This is a genomic window from Runella zeae DSM 19591 (assembly GCF_000423565.1).
In the GTDB taxonomy this organism is placed as follows: domain Bacteria; phylum Bacteroidota; class Bacteroidia; order Cytophagales; family Spirosomataceae; genus Runella; species Runella zeae.
Genome location: NZ_AUIF01000010.1, coordinates 287363 through 303239 on the forward strand (window position 1 = coordinate 287363; position 15877 = coordinate 303239).

16 protein-coding genes are annotated in these 15877 nt (G+C 41.0%); 11 read left to right on the plus strand and 5 right to left on the minus strand.

From position 1 onward, the window contains the following. The first annotated feature begins 124 nt into the window (after window positions 1-124). From G563_RS0103375 to G563_RS33635, 3 genes are all read left to right on the plus strand, one after another. Window positions 125-1516, plus strand: coding sequence for a hypothetical protein (locus G563_RS0103375; RefSeq protein WP_157585038.1), 1392 nt, complete (start codon window positions 125-127; stop codon window positions 1514-1516). 63 nt (window positions 1517-1579) lie between these two features. Further along, window positions 1580-2797 carry an NADP-dependent isocitrate dehydrogenase gene (locus G563_RS0103380; protein WP_028664060.1) on the plus strand — a complete coding sequence of 406 codons (1218 nt, stop codon included), beginning with the start codon at window positions 1580-1582 and terminating at the stop codon, window positions 2795-2797. A 56-nt stretch (window positions 2798-2853) separates the two neighbouring features. After that, window positions 2854-3792 carry a hypothetical protein gene (locus G563_RS33635; protein WP_051210731.1) on the plus strand — a complete coding sequence of 313 codons (939 nt, stop codon included), beginning with the start codon at window positions 2854-2856 and terminating at the stop codon, window positions 3790-3792. Here G563_RS33635 and G563_RS0103390 read toward each other — a convergent pair. Continuing rightward, window positions 3740-4594, minus strand: a complete 855-nt coding sequence (locus G563_RS0103390; RefSeq protein ID WP_028664061.1) for an alpha/beta hydrolase — start codon at window positions 4592-4594, stop codon at window positions 3740-3742. The genes G563_RS33635 and G563_RS0103390 overlap by 53 nt on opposite strands. Window positions 4595-4779: 185 nt before the next feature. Between G563_RS0103390 and G563_RS0103395 the strand changes: the two genes are divergently transcribed. From G563_RS0103395 to G563_RS0103410, 4 genes are all read left to right on the plus strand, one after another. Further along, complete coding sequence (locus G563_RS0103395) at window positions 4780-6279, plus strand: xylulokinase (RefSeq protein WP_028664062.1); 1500 nt, start codon at window positions 4780-4782, stop codon at window positions 6277-6279. Window positions 6280-6336: 57 nt separating this feature from the next. Beyond that, window positions 6337-6507 carry a hypothetical protein gene (locus G563_RS37880; RefSeq protein ID WP_157585040.1) on the plus strand — a complete coding sequence of 57 codons (171 nt, stop codon included), beginning with the start codon at window positions 6337-6339 and terminating at the stop codon, window positions 6505-6507. 226 nt (window positions 6508-6733) lie between these two features. Beyond that, window positions 6734-7174, plus strand: a complete 441-nt coding sequence (locus G563_RS0103405) for a DUF2147 domain-containing protein (RefSeq protein WP_028664063.1) — start codon at window positions 6734-6736, stop codon at window positions 7172-7174. A 101-nt stretch (window positions 7175-7275) separates the two neighbouring features. Next, entirely contained in the window at window positions 7276-7842 is a 567-nt protein-coding gene (locus G563_RS0103410; protein ID WP_028664064.1) for a precorrin-2 dehydrogenase/sirohydrochlorin ferrochelatase family protein, read from the plus strand. Between the two features lie 8 nt (window positions 7843-7850). On the opposite strand, the gene G563_RS0103415 is transcribed toward G563_RS0103410, so the two are convergent. Further along, the gene (locus G563_RS0103415; protein WP_028664065.1) at window positions 7851-8174 is read right to left on the minus strand and encodes a hypothetical protein; all 324 of its coding nucleotides are present in this window, start codon (window positions 8172-8174) and stop codon (window positions 7851-7853) included. Between the two features lie 81 nt (window positions 8175-8255). Between G563_RS0103415 and G563_RS0103420 the strand changes: the two genes are divergently transcribed. Beyond that, window positions 8256-9242, plus strand: coding sequence for a glycosyltransferase family 9 protein (locus tag G563_RS0103420; protein WP_028664066.1), 987 nt, complete (start codon window positions 8256-8258; stop codon window positions 9240-9242). A gap of 14 nt (window positions 9243-9256) precedes the next feature. Here G563_RS0103420 and msrC read toward each other — a convergent pair whose 3' ends face one another. Beyond that, complete coding sequence (msrC, locus tag G563_RS0103425; protein ID WP_028664067.1) at window positions 9257-9742, minus strand: free L-methionine (R)-S-oxide reductase MsrC; 486 nt, start codon at window positions 9740-9742, stop codon at window positions 9257-9259. A 172-nt stretch (window positions 9743-9914) separates the two neighbouring features. Here msrC and G563_RS0103430 point away from each other — a divergent pair, with 172 nt between their 5' ends. From G563_RS0103430 to G563_RS0103440, 3 genes are all read left to right on the plus strand, one after another. Then, window positions 9915-12257, plus strand: coding sequence for an efflux RND transporter permease subunit (locus G563_RS0103430; protein WP_028664068.1), 2343 nt, complete (start codon window positions 9915-9917; stop codon window positions 12255-12257). A gap of 81 nt (window positions 12258-12338) precedes the next feature. Continuing rightward, window positions 12339-12578: a hypothetical protein gene (locus G563_RS0103435; protein ID WP_051210732.1), complete on the plus strand. Its 240-nt coding sequence runs from the start codon at window positions 12339-12341 to the stop codon at window positions 12576-12578. 85 nt (window positions 12579-12663) lie between these two features. Then, window positions 12664-13692, plus strand: a complete 1029-nt coding sequence (locus tag G563_RS0103440; protein ID WP_028664070.1) for a vWA domain-containing protein — start codon at window positions 12664-12666, stop codon at window positions 13690-13692. On the opposite strand, the gene G563_RS0103445 is transcribed toward G563_RS0103440, so the two are convergent. Both G563_RS0103445 and G563_RS0103450 read right to left on the minus strand, forming a co-directional pair. Then, complete coding sequence (locus tag G563_RS0103445; protein ID WP_028664071.1) at window positions 13667-14878, minus strand: S8 family peptidase; 1212 nt, start codon at window positions 14876-14878, stop codon at window positions 13667-13669. The genes G563_RS0103440 and G563_RS0103445 overlap by 26 nt on opposite strands. A gap of 180 nt (window positions 14879-15058) precedes the next feature. Next, window positions 15059-15667 carry an OmpH/Skp family outer membrane protein gene (locus G563_RS0103450; RefSeq protein WP_028664072.1) on the minus strand — a complete coding sequence of 203 codons (609 nt, stop codon included), beginning with the start codon at window positions 15665-15667 and terminating at the stop codon, window positions 15059-15061. Window positions 15668-15877 lie beyond the last annotated feature (210 nt).

Here is a 15877-nt window from a genome sequence, read left to right on the forward strand (position 1 = left end):
TCAAATTTTTTTACGAAAATATACAGCTCTAGCCCCATTCGCAACCCCGTTTCATCAAATGGTGACTTTCTTTTATTTTCTGGTCAAAAAAAGGGGCAAATGGTACTACAAATTTTGTTATCTTTTGAAAATTACACTAAAACGAACTTGGTGGGGACAGTCAGCCGTCATTGGTTTGATGGGTACAGTTATCTGGATTGTATGGGCGTTTGATCCTACTTTCAATCCTTCTCCCACACCTCTCTTACTCCTTCTACCCTTGATATGGGGCTGTATCAAGGGAAATTTTTACTTCTTAGATAGCGACGATGTTGTTATTACTCCCAAAAACATGATGCTACTTATATGGTTTCACAAGCTGATTATCATTCCACTCGAAATACTTACTGTCGGCAATAAAATTTTACCAGAATATTATGATAATCAAACTATTTTGACCGAAATCCTTATCTATCTTATATCTTTTGGGGCTTTTCTACTTGGTTGGTTAATTTTAGATAGAAAAACAACTACTAATCATTATACTACTTCCCATTATGGTCGCATCTTGCCATTTGCTTATATCAGTATTGCATTTATATCATTGCTAACACTCTACGGCTCTATTCAGCAATACGTAGAAGGTGCTATTTTTTCGTATGTTACTCAAGAAACTTTAGAGCAGCAAGCTGGTTCTATTATTGGCTTTGTGGCCAATATTGGGCAGCGATTTTGGCCATTTGGGATTATGTTAATATGGTCTCAAACCTCTCATGGAGTCACAACAAAATCCAGTCCCTTTCATGTTGCTCTATGGCTATTTCTTGCAACGGTGGGCATATTAAGTAGCAATCGTTCCAATATGGTTTACCCACTCCTTGCTTTTGGTAGCGTTCTTTTTAGAGGTCAGAAAGTTTACTCAAAATGGCTCTTATTATTATTCATAGAGATGAGTATTTTGTTAGCATTTTTCTTTGGGTATATACGCGTTCAGCCTTATTTAGATTATCAACACATCGAAATGCTTTTTGACGAATATCTCCAGAACAACGACTATATCTGGAGTGCTCACCAACTTTATTTAGGTAGCCCTTATCAACTTAGTCCTTTATTAAACATCGAAAGCCCCTCTTTTACCTTAATAGCTTCATTGCTAGACCCTGTTCCTATACTAGGTAAAGATTTTAGAGAATACAGTGGCCCTTCTATTTATAATCAAGCTTTTCACGACAACCCCTTTGTTTCCCAAGACAAAGTGATTCCAGTAGCTGGAGAGCTTTTTTTCAATGGAGGCTATATTTTAGTTTTTATAGGGCATTTTGTGTTTGGAGTCATCTATCGCTGGTTCGATGTTGTTTTTAAACAAACTGTTCACAATAATGTCGTCGTTGCGGCTTGTTTTTTCTATTTGATGTTGCTTTTTAGTGCTACTCTACTACTTAGTTTATCGGTCTTGGTACAATTTTTACTGTACAACGCTTTACCTGCTTTATTGATTATTGGCATAAATTGGTTGCAAATACGTAAGGCATCCTAAACTTAGTTGGTTATATTTGCATCCTTAATTTAGTCTTCACTATCCCAATTTTATGTCGTTAACATGGAAAAAATCAAAGTTGCAAACCCCGTAGTCGAACTAGACGGCGACGAAATGACGCGTATCATCTGGCGTTTTATCAAAGATAAACTCATCCTTCCTTACTTAGACGTTGATATTAAATATTATGACCTTGGCATTGAGTATCGCGACGAGACCAACGACCAAGTAACCATAGATGCTGCCAACGCCATCAAAGAATACGGTGTAGGTATCAAATGTGCAACTATCACGCCTGACGAAGACCGCGTGAAAGAGTTTAATCTCAAACAAATGTGGAAATCTCCCAACGGAACGATTCGTAACATTTTGGACGGTACTGTTTTTCGTGAGCCTATCGTATGCCAAAATGTACCTCGTCTTGTGACCAACTGGGACTCTCCTATCATCGTGGGTCGTCATGCGTTTGGGGACCAATACCGCGCTACGGATTTCGTAACCAAAGGCAAAGGAAAACTTACCATCAAGTTTGAAGGCGAAGACGGAACTATCATCGAGCATGAAGTATACAACTTCAAAGGTGATGGAGTCGCATTGGCCATGTACAACACCGATGAGTCAATCCGTGGATTTGCGCGCTCTTGCTTCCAAGTAGGTTTGCAAAAAGGATGGCCGGTGTATCTTTCTACCAAAAATACCATCTTGAAAAAATACGACGGGCGTTTCAAAGATATTTTTCAGGAAATTTACGAAGCTGAGTTCAAATCACAAGGCGTTCATTATGAGCACCGCCTCATCGACGATATGGTGGCATCGGCCTTGAAATGGAACGGAAACTTCGTATGGGCTTGTAAAAACTACGACGGCGACGTACAATCTGATACCGTAGCTCAAGGATTTGGTTCATTAGGACTTATGACTTCGGTACTTCTTACCCCTAGCGGACAAGTAATGGAAGCCGAAGCAGCTCACGGAACCGTAACTCGCCACTATCGCGAGCACCAAAAAGGTAAGCCGACTTCTACTAACCCTATCGCTTCTATTTTTGCGTGGACACGCGGCCTTGCCTTCCGTGGCAAACTAGACGGCAATCAGCCTTTGATTGATTTTTGTGAAGCTTTGGAGCAAGTATGCGTAGAAACCGTAGAAAGCGGCAAAATGACCAAAGACTTGGCCGTATGTATCCACGGCAACAAAGTAAATCACGGTGAGCATTACCTCTATACCGAAGAGTTTTTGGATGCTCTTGATGCTAATTTGCAAGCAAAATTGGCTAAATAAATCTCCCCAACCCCTTCTTTCCCTAAAAGAGAGAAGGGGGTTATTTTTCTTTCAATGTGCAGCGCTTACTTTCCTTATTACTTTTTTCTTTTTTTTGCTGCTTTTTAGAAGCTACTGCTCAACAGCCCCAAGGTCGGTTTTTGACCGATAGCATTGAGGTAGGTAAGCCTTTTCAATACGCCCTAAGTTTTCGGCATTCTTCACAAGTCGATGTTTTTTTCCCCGATACAAGTACGGATTTTCAACCATTTCAGGTTATTAAGTTAGAATATTTCCCTACCGAAACCACTTCAAGTGGCAGCTTAGATAGTGCTATTTATACATTGGTAACCTTTGATCTCAATAAGACTCAAACCTTAGAGGTTCCGGTATGGGCATTGACAGGGAGAGATTGTACGGCCGTTTACTCCCAAATGGACTCTATCAGGCTTCGCGAACTGATTAGCCCAGAAGCCCTAGATACCCTTCATCTTCAAACAGACACGCAGATTGTGCCGTTGCGTCGGCAGCCCAATTTCCCCTTTATGTTGCTAGTGTCGCTGTTGATTTTGATGATTGGGACAGGCATTTATCTGCTTTTTGGAGAATCTATCACTAAGCAATGGGAGTTGTTTTTGATGTTTCGCCGCAATCAAGAATTTGTAAAAAATTTCGCCCGTCTTACTCGGGATGTCAGCGGAGTTAAGGGAATTGATAATGTCGAAAAAGCCGTCATTCTTTGGAAAAAGTACTTACAAAGATTGGAGCGAAAACCCTATGCCACCTACACTACAAAAGAAATCACCGACAATCTATCTAATAACCAATTGGCCGAAGCACTAAAATCCATTGATAGTTTGATATATGGTGGACTAGCCTCTTTCAACACTGCCGATTCGCTCAATATTCTAAGAGAAGTGGCCCTTCAAAGTTATCGCCACCGCCGTATCGAAATTGCCCAAGCTACTCCCGCTTCTTCTCGTACTTATCAAAAATCAAGTCAAAACGATCGTTGAGAATATCTTCTATGTGCTTGTGATATTCTACAAAATCAGGCAGGTTGTTGTGTCCCCCTCCATAGATTGGAATCAAACGGGCTGACTGCGGTACCAAATTGGCCAATCTCACACTTGATCTAAAAGGAATCAATAAATCTTTGGTTCCATGAATGATATAAATCGGACACTTGACATACTTGATCCACACGTCTGTCCGAATCGAAAACTTGAGGATATATGATACGGGTAAAAAAGGCAAAAATCTTGTAGTAAGACGAGTAAAGCTATAATAAGGCGCGTCTAAAATCAACAATTTGGGGTGATTGACCGAGGCTAGCTTAGTCGCAAAACCCGAGCCTAAAGACCGCCCATACACTACCATCTTATCTTCTGGATAGCCATATTTAGACCGCATTTTGTTGTAGATATACTGCGCATCATTTTTGATTCCTTCTTCCGTCTGCTTACCTACGCTTTTGCCAAAACCCCGATAGTCAATCATCAGCACGTCGTAGCCATATTGGGTAAAATCTTTAGCATATTTAGACCATCCCTTGATACTACGGGTATTTCCGTGAAAATATATCACTAGCCCCCGCGAATCCTCTTCCTGATAAAAACGCAAAGCGTTGATACGGACATTAGGCTCTGGCTCAAAAAACAATTCCTCAAACAAGTCATCATATCTATATTCAAAATCTTGTGGTAATTTCTCTGGCTTAAAGATAAACTTCCCCTGAATCAAATAAGCAACTATACACAGTAGTACATAAATACCGCCAATCCAGATAAGCCGCTCAGTCGTAAAAAACTCCAACATTTGTTTAAAACTATTTTTTCTACGAAAATAACAATAATCAAAGAAGATAGAAATCAGATGCTCATTTTAAATCTGTCTTAAGCCTACTTACAAGAGCTATAACGATGATTGTCTTTATTTACAATAAAATATCTTATTTTTACCCTTATTTTGAAGTACATTAACCACCAATCTCAACTCCACCTGTGAAATATCTGTTAGGCTATGACGTAGGCAGCTCGTCCATCAAAGTTGCTTTATTAGACATCGAAACTGGCAAAGCACTCGCAACTGCCACCTCTCCCGACCAAGAAATGGGGATGATTGCTCACGAAGCTGGCTGGGCCGAGCAGCACCCCGATAGCTGGTGGCAAGAAGCAATCACCGCCACTCACAAATTACGTACAAAGTATTCTTTTGACGCCTCGCTTGTGGCAGGCATTGGGATTTCCTACCAAATGCACGGGCTTGTGGTGGTTGACAAAAATTTGCAACCTCTCCGTCCGTCGATTATTTGGTGTGATAGCCGTGCCGTCGAAATCGGCAACAAAGCATTTGCTGAGCTTGGGGCAGATTACAGCCTAAAGCATTTGCTCAACTCGCCCGGAAATTTTACTGCCTCCAAACTCAAATGGGTCAAAGACAATGAGCCGCAGATATTTGAGCAAATTAAGTATTTTATGCTCCCTGGCGACTACCTTGCTTTACGCATGACAGGCACTCCTCAAACCACCGTTTCTGGTTTGTCTGAGGGAATATTTTGGGATTTTGCCGAACAAAAAATTTCGCGAAAACTCCTACAACTTTACGGTCTCGACTCCTCAATGATTCCACAAGTGGTAGATACATTTTCTCCACAAAGCCAGCTTTCTGCTTCGGCAGCCGCTGACTTAGGCCTTAAAGCAGGTACACCTATAGCCTACCGTGCGGGTGATCAGCCCAACAATGCCTTCTCACTCAATGTACTCAACCCGGGCGAAGTAGCTACTACTGCGGGTACTTCTGGGGTGGTATATGGTATCAATGCACAAGCCACTTCCGACCCTCTTTCGAGAGTCAATACTTTTGCTCATGTCAACAGTACCTCTGAAGCACCACGCAATGGGGTATTACTTTGTATCAATGGCACAGGAATCCTCAATAGCTGGGTACGAAAACTGGCGGGCGGCATCAGCTACGACGAAATGAATCAGCTCGCTGCCCAAACTCCTATTGGAGCAGAAGGGCTTACCTTTTTGCCATTTGGAAATGGAGCAGAACGCGTACTAGAAAATCAATTGGTAGGCGGCCAACTTCAAGGACTCAATTTCAATATCCACTCAGCTTCGCATGTATTCAGAGCGGCACAAGAAGGGATTGTATTTGCCCTCCAATATGGCTTACAAGTAATGCAAGAAATGGGGGTTCAGACCCAAACTGTAAGAGCAGGACATGCCAATTTGTTTTTAAGTCCACTTTTCCGCGAAGCATTTGCCAATACCACTGGAGCTACTATTGAGCTATACGATACCGACGGCGCACAAGGAGCCGCCCGTGCGGCAGGAGTAGGCGTAGGTGTGTATGATTTTAAATCAGCATTTGAAGGTCTTTCCCAAATCGCCACCTTTGAGCCTAATGCCAGCCTCCAACCACAATATGCCGAAAACTATGCCAAGTGGGAAGCAAACTTGAAAAAATCAATGCCTCAGCCCTTTGACAAAGGATGATTTATCCCTAACTTGCGGCGTATTTTTAGATAATCATTCAATAAACACCGTTTTCACATGGAAGCGCACAAAGAACAGGAAGTTCACTGGGGCTGGCTACTAGCCTACTTTTTGATTATTGTTACTTTATTATTTGCCTTTGGCGATACACTTGTGGCCATTGTAGGTACTCTTATTCAAGCTTTGATTTTTGCGGGTTATCACAACTCCCTTCACAAAGAAATTTAACCCCCTTATTTTGGGTAAATAGATATAAAGCCGGCTTTGTCGGCTTTTTTTTTGCCCTTTTGAATAACAGCGTAAAAGGAAATTTACACAGAGTTTCAGGGAAAATAATAAAACCACTTGGGGTTTCTGATACTCGGTGCACCTTCAGGCAAAAAAAATATTATCAAATTAAAATTTTACGATTACTTGTTTACGTTTTTTCATAAACCAAAAACCAATATTTCAGATGAAAACATCATGGTTATTTCTCTTCAGCATGTTATTATGGATGAATGCCAAAACCCAAAACAACCCAGATGCTTGCGTAGGTACTTGGCTTACTGGCTCTAAAAAAGGGCACGTTCAAATCTACAAACAAGGCGATAAGTATTTTGGGAAAATTGTCTGGCTCAAAGAGCCCAATAACCCCACAACCGGACAACCCCGCACCGACATCAACAATAGCGATGCCCAGAAAAAGACCCGTCCTTTGTTGGGATTAGTGAATCTTCGCGATTTTAAATACGACGGATCCAATACTTGGAATGACGGAAAAATTTACGACCCCGAAAATGGCAAAGAATACAGTTGCAAAATGAAGCTAGTAGATGCCAATCATTTGGATGTAAGAGGATATATTGGCGTATCTTTGATGGGACGTACAGATAGCTGGACAAGAATCAAATAAATACTTGGCCTATTTGTAGTCAAATCTCAATGCCTACAAATAGGCCAAGCTTTGTTAAACGCTATTTTGAAACTTGATACACTCAAAAAATTTAATTTATCATGAATACTCTCTTCCCGATTTTTTTGAAGCTCGAACAGCTCCGTGTTTTGATTGTAGGAGGTGGCTATGTAGGACTCGAAAAACTCACGGCAGTTTTGGCAAATTCTCCCGCTACTGAGGTATATTTGGTAGCACCCGAAATCAGGACAGAAATCAAAGAAATAGCGGCTGAGTACCCAAATGTTCGACTGATTTTGGATACTTATGCCCCCTCCTACCTCGACCATAAGGACTTGGTGATTGTGGGTACCAACGATAAAGAAGTAAACAAACAAGTACAGCAAGATTGTAAAACCAAAGGGATACTGGTCAATGTAGCCGACACCCCCGACTTATGCGATTTTTACCTCAGCTCGGTCGTCAAAAAAGGAGATTTAAAGATTGCCATTTCGACCAATGGCAAATCTCCTACCTTTGCCAAGCGTTTTAGGGAAGTTTTGGAGGAGATATTGCCAGATACCTTACAAGAAATTTTGGATAATCTCCAACTAATAAGAAACAAGTTAAAAGGCGATTTTCAAGAGAAACTTGAAAAATTGAATGAAATCACAAAAGTCATGAAATGACCCCCGTCTCAAAACAAATCCAATGGCAAAGCCTTGTCTTTAAGAATGAAAAAATAAATCAATCCCGCCAACACAATATAACTCAAAATAAGCCATTTTTTCTTTTGTTCAAACTCTTGATGATGATGATAGTAATCATAATACATAGAAGCTGACAAACCAAAGACCATCAAAATAGCACACATAATAGCGCAATGAGTGCGATACATAACATATGGATGTAAAAAACTTGCACCCAACAAAATATATACCAACCACATACCAAATCCCATTCGGTATAAATACACACTCAAGCGTCGGTCATTTTTTATATCAAAAAGTTTATCGTCCATATCGGTAGAAGGCTGATTTTCAGTAAAATTATATATTTTTGTAATCAAAGTCAAATACCTTTCACAACCCTTATACGTTTCATGCCTTTAAAAGTTTTGGTGATTCGCTTTTCCTCAATCGGGGACATTATTTTAACGACTCCAGTGGTGCGCTGCCTCAAAACCCAACGCCCCGATGTAGAGATTCACTACCTCACCAAAGCTTCGTATCAATACCTCCTCGTCGACAATCCTTACATCGACCGCATACACACCCTTGAAAGTAGTCTTTGGAAGCTTATCAAACCTCTACGTGAAGAAAAATTTGATTTAATCATTGATTTACACCATAATCTCCGTACCCTTCAAATCAAATTAGGGCTCGGAGTTCAGGCCATTAGTTTCAACAAACTAAACTGGGAAAAATGGCTACTCGTCAATTTTAAAATCAACGCTCTACCCAATGTCCATATTGTAGATCGTTATCTCCATACCTTACATTCATTAGGAGTAGTCAACGACGACCGAGGGCTCGATTATTTTATCCCTTATCGCGATATTATCGAACGTGATTGGCTACCCGAAAGCCATCAAAAAGGATATGTAGCCTATGCCATAGGAGGCCAACACGAAACAAAAAAGCTCCCCCTCAATCGGATGATAGAGCTTTGCGAAAAAATCAATTTCCCTATTGTACTATTAGGCGGAAAAGAAGACGCAGTCAACGGTGAAATCATTGAAAAAGCAATCGGTAGTAAGCTGATTTACAATGCTTGCGGCAAATGTAACTTCAATCAGTCCGCTTCCTTGATCCAGCAATCCAAGTTGGTATTTAGCCACGACACTGGCTTGATGCACGTAGCTGCTGCCTTCAAAAAGAAAGTATATTCTATCTGGGGCAATACTATTCCAGAGTTTGGAATGTACCCCTACAACACCCATTTTGTACTGCTCGAAAATCGTCAGCTTTCTTGCCGTCCATGTTCCAAAATCGGAGCAAAACGCTGCCCTAAAGGACATTTTAAGTGCATGAATGAATTGTCTTTTCAGTTTGAAATCAAAGAACTGAAGCATCAACGGTGGCAATAAAAGCCAATGACAGTTTACAATTTTTGTTCTATCAGCCCTACCACTTTTTTCAACCACTCTGCATCGATTTCGCTAAAATCATCAAGTACATCACTGTCTACATCCAATACCATCGCCACACTTCCGTCGGGAGCAAATACCGGAACCACAATCTCTGATTTGGACGCTGAGCTGCAAGCAATATGTCCCGGAAACAGCTCTACATCAGGCACAATGAGGGTTTTCTGCTGTGTATAACTTGCGCCGCATACTCCCTTATCAAAATGGATACGAGTACACGCAATCGGTCCTTGGAAGGGGCCCAACACAAGTTGATTTTCTTTTTTTAGATAAAATCCTACCCAAAAAAAGCCAAATGCTTCACGTAATGCGGCTGCAATATTGGCCAAGTTGGCAATAAGATCATTTTCGCCTTCCACTAGCGCCGCAATCTGCGGCAGTAGACTTTCATACAAAACTTCCCTGTTTTTAGTATCGGGAAGATAGAGCGTTTCGGCCATGTTTTTTTGATTGATAGTTTGATGTTTTAAAATACTTTCTCCTTCAGACCCCGACTATTTTTGAGTCAAATTAAGCCTTTTTAAACTACAATAGACATAACTTCGTTAATGGAAAATGATTCTAGGTTGATATTGTTTAGATTTGCGCACTTTCATTTATTGAGTACCCCTAATGTTTTGGAAAAAAGTTTCTTCCTTTATTCTCAAAAATCGCTTACGGCTTTTCAGCCTTCTGATAGGGCTAACGGTTTTGATGGGTTATCAAGTTTCAAAAATCCAGTTTTCTTACGAATTACCTAAGATTCTGCCCGAAAACAACCCCGACCACCAGCTTTATGAAGCTTTCAAAGCACGATACGGCGAAGACGGCAACCTCACTATAGTCGGGATTGAAACCAGCCAATTGTTCAGCATTCCTGTTTTTAAAGATTGGTATGACCTCAATCAGCGGCTCAAACTGCTCAAAGGAGTAAAAGAGGTGATTTCAAATGCGACTATTGTCACCCTCGTGCGAAATGATAGCCTCAAGCGTATGCAAGCCAAGAAGCTATTGACTCAGGTGCCTAATTCCCAACAAGAGTTAGATTCATTGCAAGTCATCATTAATCATCTTCCCTTTTATCAAGACCTCCTGATAAGCCCTTCCCAAAAGGCACATTTAATGGGTATCATCATTGAGCCTAGTGAACTCAATGCACCAAGTTTGATTAAAATCAATCAGAAAATAAAACAAGAAGTAGAACAGTTTGGGCAAAAGCATCGCATACCTGTACACTTTTCTGGATTGCCCTACATTCGTACCGCCTTTGCCACCCGTGTAGCTCAGGAAGTGGTATTATTTACAGCTTTGTCGCTCTTCGTAACAGGCCTTATCCTACTACTCCTTTTTAGATCATGGCGCGTAGTGGCTGTTTCTTTAAACGTTGTACTAATAGGCGTAGTATGGAGTATGAGCTATATGGTCTTATTGGGCTTCCAAATATCCATCTTGACCTCCCTCATACCACCCCTTATAGTAGTAATAGGTGTACCCAATGCGATTTTTTTAACCAATAAATATTACGAATATCTCCGCTTAGCCCAAACTCAAACCAATGCAATCGCAGTTGCCGCAGAAAAAATTGGAGAAACAACATTTTGGGCAAATATCACCACTGCCATTGGTTTTGGGGTACTGTGCCTTACGGGAAGCAAAATGCTTCTGGAGTTTGGAATAGTAGCAGCCTTGGGAGTATTGAGTACCTATGTACTTTGTTTGATTTTGATTTCAATTTTGTACTCCTATTTCTCTCCCCCCAAAACTGCTCAATTGGCGCATACAGAAAATGTTTTTCTTCAAAAATTTTTGGGTAAAATCACCGAATGGGTGCAGTTTAAACGCCAACAAATCTATGTTGGTGTGGTCGTTTTGGTGGGGATTTCTATCATTGGATTTACCCAAATCAAAGCCATAGGATATGTAGTGGACGATATACCCAAAGAAGATGTGCTTTATACTGATCTCAAATTTTTTGAAAAACATTTTAAAGGAGTCTTGCCTTTTGAGATTAACATAGATACGGGGCGTCCTGGCAGGGTTTTGAACCCTCAAACTTTAACCAAAATCAAAATTTTACAAAAAGAAATAGCCAAACATCCCGAATTTACCAAGCCTATTTCGTTGGTAGAAGCTTTGAAATTTGTTTATCAAGCCTATCGGGGTGGGCAGCCCAAGTACTTTGTATTGCCCGATGCCCTTGAGCTAAAAAAACTGTCACAATACCTAGACACCACTCAGAAAAGTTTCTTCCAAACCAATATTTTTTTGGACAAAACTCACCGATACACTCGCATAAGTTTTCAAATAGGCGATATAGGTACCCCTCGAATTTTGAGTCTTTACAACCGTCTTCAGCCAAAAATCGACAGTATTTTCAACATTGACCCAAATACTGGCACTTGGGTCGATAAAGAAGAGGCTTATCAAGCCAAAATCACGGGCAATAGCGTGGTTTTTACGAAAGGCAATGAATACCTACTCCAAAATCTAATCCAAAGCACGCTGCTAGCGGTGGTGATGATTTCGGTACTGATGATGGTGCTTTTTGGTAGTTGGCGCATGATTTTAGTAGCGGTTGTTCCGAGCTTAGTTCCGCTGATTATCACGGCGGGGATTATGGGCCTAGCTGGGATACCCCTCAAACCTTCCACGATTCTTATTTTCAGTATTGCGTTTGGGCTTTCGACCGATGCGACCATTTATTTCCTCACAAAATACAAAGACGAAATAAGAAACTCCCCTCATCACAATAGAGGCCAACATATCACTGACACGATTCGGCTTACGGGCATCAGTATGCTACAAACTGCCATTGTTCTCTTTGCAGGATTTATTACTTTTACTGCATCCACGTTTCAGGGCACTGTTTACTTAGGAATTTTGGTGGCAATAACTTTGTTGATGGGAGTAATATCCAATTTAATTTTGCTCCCAGCGTTTTTATTTTGGATAAATCATAAAAAAATTGTCCTTTAGAAGATTATAGTTTCTGTGATACTAAAGAAACTCCCCTCTTACGGTCTTTTAATAGAAAGCATCTAAATTTTTGAAAAAACGATGAAAATACTATTCAATATACTCTTGGTTTTTGTGTTCTTAATTGCCTTTGTACCAGCGTTTCGCAGGTTTATGTTTTGGCTTTTGGTAGGTCGGCAATTGATAAAAGAACAAAAGAAAGCCAATCGCCAACCCGAAAGACGCGAAGGAGATGTTAGGGTTGAACGCCCCACTTCCAAAGACGACTCCTCTCGCTTCAAAGGCGGAGAATATGTAGATTATGAAGAAATAAAAGACTAGCAAAAGCGCTTTTTCGCTGAGAAATTCCCATTTTTGAGAATAATGCCAAATTTGGCCTAAATCAGCGATCTGCGTTTAAACACACATGTGGGATTGGCTTTCTATTGAATGGTTTTCACTCTCTAAGTTTAGAGCTTTTACTTGGGTATATCCTTACTTCTTGTACGGGATTTTAGCCATTCCAATTTTGTTTTGGCTGCGCAACGCTTTCCACGCAGGAGCATTTCAAAGGTTAAGCTTTACATTCGTCCGCCACGACCCTTCTCGTAGTTGGTCGGTATGGTTGAGGTGGCTTTTTCCGATTTCGGCATTTTTATCTTTGAGCTGTATACTCATTGCCTTGGCTCGCCCCCAACTCATCCGAAATGTTACCGAACGCGACGCCGAAGTCATCGACATTATGTTGGCACTCGATATTTCTAGTTCGATGCTAGAAAAAGACCTTCTCCCAAACCGCTTGGCCGCGGCCCAATCAGTCGCCAAATCATTCATTAGTGGGCGTCTTCAAGACCGTATCGGTTTGGTAGTCTTTGCGGGTGAGGCTGTTACTTACTGTCCTCTTACCAACGATTATGACTTGTTATATGGTTTTTTGGAAGAAATCAACAGCAAAATGATTGCTACTTCTGGAACAGCCATTGGTAGTGCTTTAGCAGTATGTATCAACCGATTACGAGAAAGCCAGACCAAATCGAAAGTAGTCATTTTACTCAGTGACGGCGAAAATACGGCAGGCAACTTAGATCCTATTACCGCTGCCAAACTTGCCAAAGCTTTTGGCATTAAAGTATACACGATTGCAGTGGGCAAGTTTACGGCCGCTCCTGCCCTCAAAGATACCCTCAATGTAGCTCTTAATTTAGGTTCTACCGATGAAGGCACTCTAAAAACCATTGCTAAATCTACTAATGGGCAATTTTTTAGAGCCGCCGACAACTCTACCCTGCGAGGCATATTTACGTTAATAGACCGTTTGGAAAGGGTAAAAGTAAAAAATCGGCGGTTTCAGGAAGTCAAAGATTATTATAGAATATACCTCAACTGGGCCATTTCCTTCTTCTTGTTTATGTTATTTTTGAAGGTAGTTTTTATTGCGAATGTTTTAGAAGACTAGTAATACTTGCCACAGCTTGGGCATTTTTTTCGCGTGCAATAGGGTCAGCGGTACCGTCGGGATCGTTTAAAGCACTTCCAAAAGTAGGGATATTTGCTCCTCTAATAAACAACAAACCCGCCACATGAGGGGCAGCCATAGAAGTCCCTGACAAAATAGCATAGCGTCCGTTTGAATAAGTCGAACGTACCCTGACGCCATAGGCTGCTACATCTACTACATCGTTACCGTAATTGGAGAAACTAGCAAATCGCCCTGTGCTATCTACCGCCGACACCGTAAATATATTGGCATGATTGACCCTTGCTGGCGAGTATCCGTTGGCTTGCTTGGCATCGTTGCCCGCCGCTATTGCAAAAAGAATGCCTTTATTAGCGGCTGCTTGAACTTCCCTGTCTAGTGCAGCGGAGGTACCATCTAGTCCCAAACTCATATTGACGACATCTCCCGCTGTAGCATTTTGGCTAACATGCGCCACCGCCGCAATCACACTCGACAGTCTACCTTCACCCAACTGATCAAGTACTTTGAGCGCTACAATCTTAGCCCCTGAGGCTACTCCTACGATTCCGATGGTGTTGTTGATTGCCCCGATAATCCCTGCTACGTGCGTACCATGTCCGTTGTTGTCGTCGGCGGAGGTTTGTCCATTAATAAACGAGAGGCTGCGTTGGGTATCTACATTTAAGTCGGGGTGATCAAGGTCTACACCCGTATCAATTACCCATACGGTTTTATCACTAAAATTAAGGCCATTGCCATAGCCTGTTTTTTTCACACTCCAAGATACCGAAGCGGGTGCTACTACATCGACACATGAGCATATGCTTACTCTCCGGTCGGGTTCGATAGTCTCTACCGCCGCTTCTTTCTGCAAAGAAGCCACTTCATCCAAGCTAAGTTTAGCGACAAACCCTCTCCTCACCCCCACAAAAGTTGTTTTGAGGGATTTGGTATCGACTTGGTATTTATTCAGAATACTTTCGGTTAAACTTTGCAAACGGGCATTGGAAGAGACTGAAGAAGTAGCTGCCTCTGAAAGACTTATGATGTATTCTCCTTCAATAATTTGCCCATTTACCGCCGAAGCCGCCACCAGACAATCCGCTGTTGGTTCAGGGTCTTCACTCTCTTGATGGCAAGCAGCTAAGCATACGAGTGCTAGGATAAGTTTTACCTTGTTCATTAAAATCATCAGTTAGGTGGTAAGAAAAAACAGGTAAAACAAGTATCATACAGCAAATAATAGGGCGAAGGAGTTTGTTTGTTAACGCCCATGATTTAGCGAAAATTGTTTATTAAAAAACAAAAAAGTAGCCGTTGGATAAATCCCAACGGCTACTTAGCAAAAGACTATTGCCAAAATTTATTTCTTAGCAGGAGCAGCAGCTTTATCTTTATACTCTTTGTTAAGTCCTTCCACAATTTTTTTGGTCACGTCTAAGCTGGCATCCGCAAACAAAATTCCACCACCTTTGCTATATCCTAATACAAACTCATATCCATTGTCTTTGTTGTAACGCTTGATATAATCAAAGATATTGGTGTAAAATTCTTCTGTTTTTTTGATACGCTCTTCGTCCAATTTACGCAATTGGTCGTCGCGGTACTTAGCAATTTCTTGTTCTTCCTTTCCCAGCTGAGCTTGGGCTGCCTGAGCTTGGTCTTGCGACAAGGCTCCTTGTTGAGCACGTTGCTGAAAAAAGGCTATTTTGTTTTGAAAAGTACGGCCTTTATTTGCCAAATCATTTTCTAATTGAAAGCCTTTACTTTCAAATTCTTTCTGAAAGTCTTTGTAGTAGTCATAGTTTTTGAGCAAACTATCTGCTTGTACATAGACGATTTTTTTACCTTTTGAAGCCTCACTCACACTACTACTCCCACTATCCGACGAGTGATGTGAAAAGTGTTGATATCCTAAAAAAGCTACTGCCAAGGTCAAAACTGCATTCCAAATAAGTAGTCCGTTTTTCACCGTAAAAATTGTTTTTAAGTTTTATGAAATTTAATGAATGTTGGTTAGCCATTAAAAAATTATTGATAAAGCAGTGATAATCAACAAAGTGACCCTTTTTTGGGAACAATGACAACACAGCGGCAAAGTTATAAATAATAGCTTACCTTAAAAAAAAATTCGTCTGTTGACTCGTAAAAGCTAAACAACAGACGAATTCTAATGTATGTA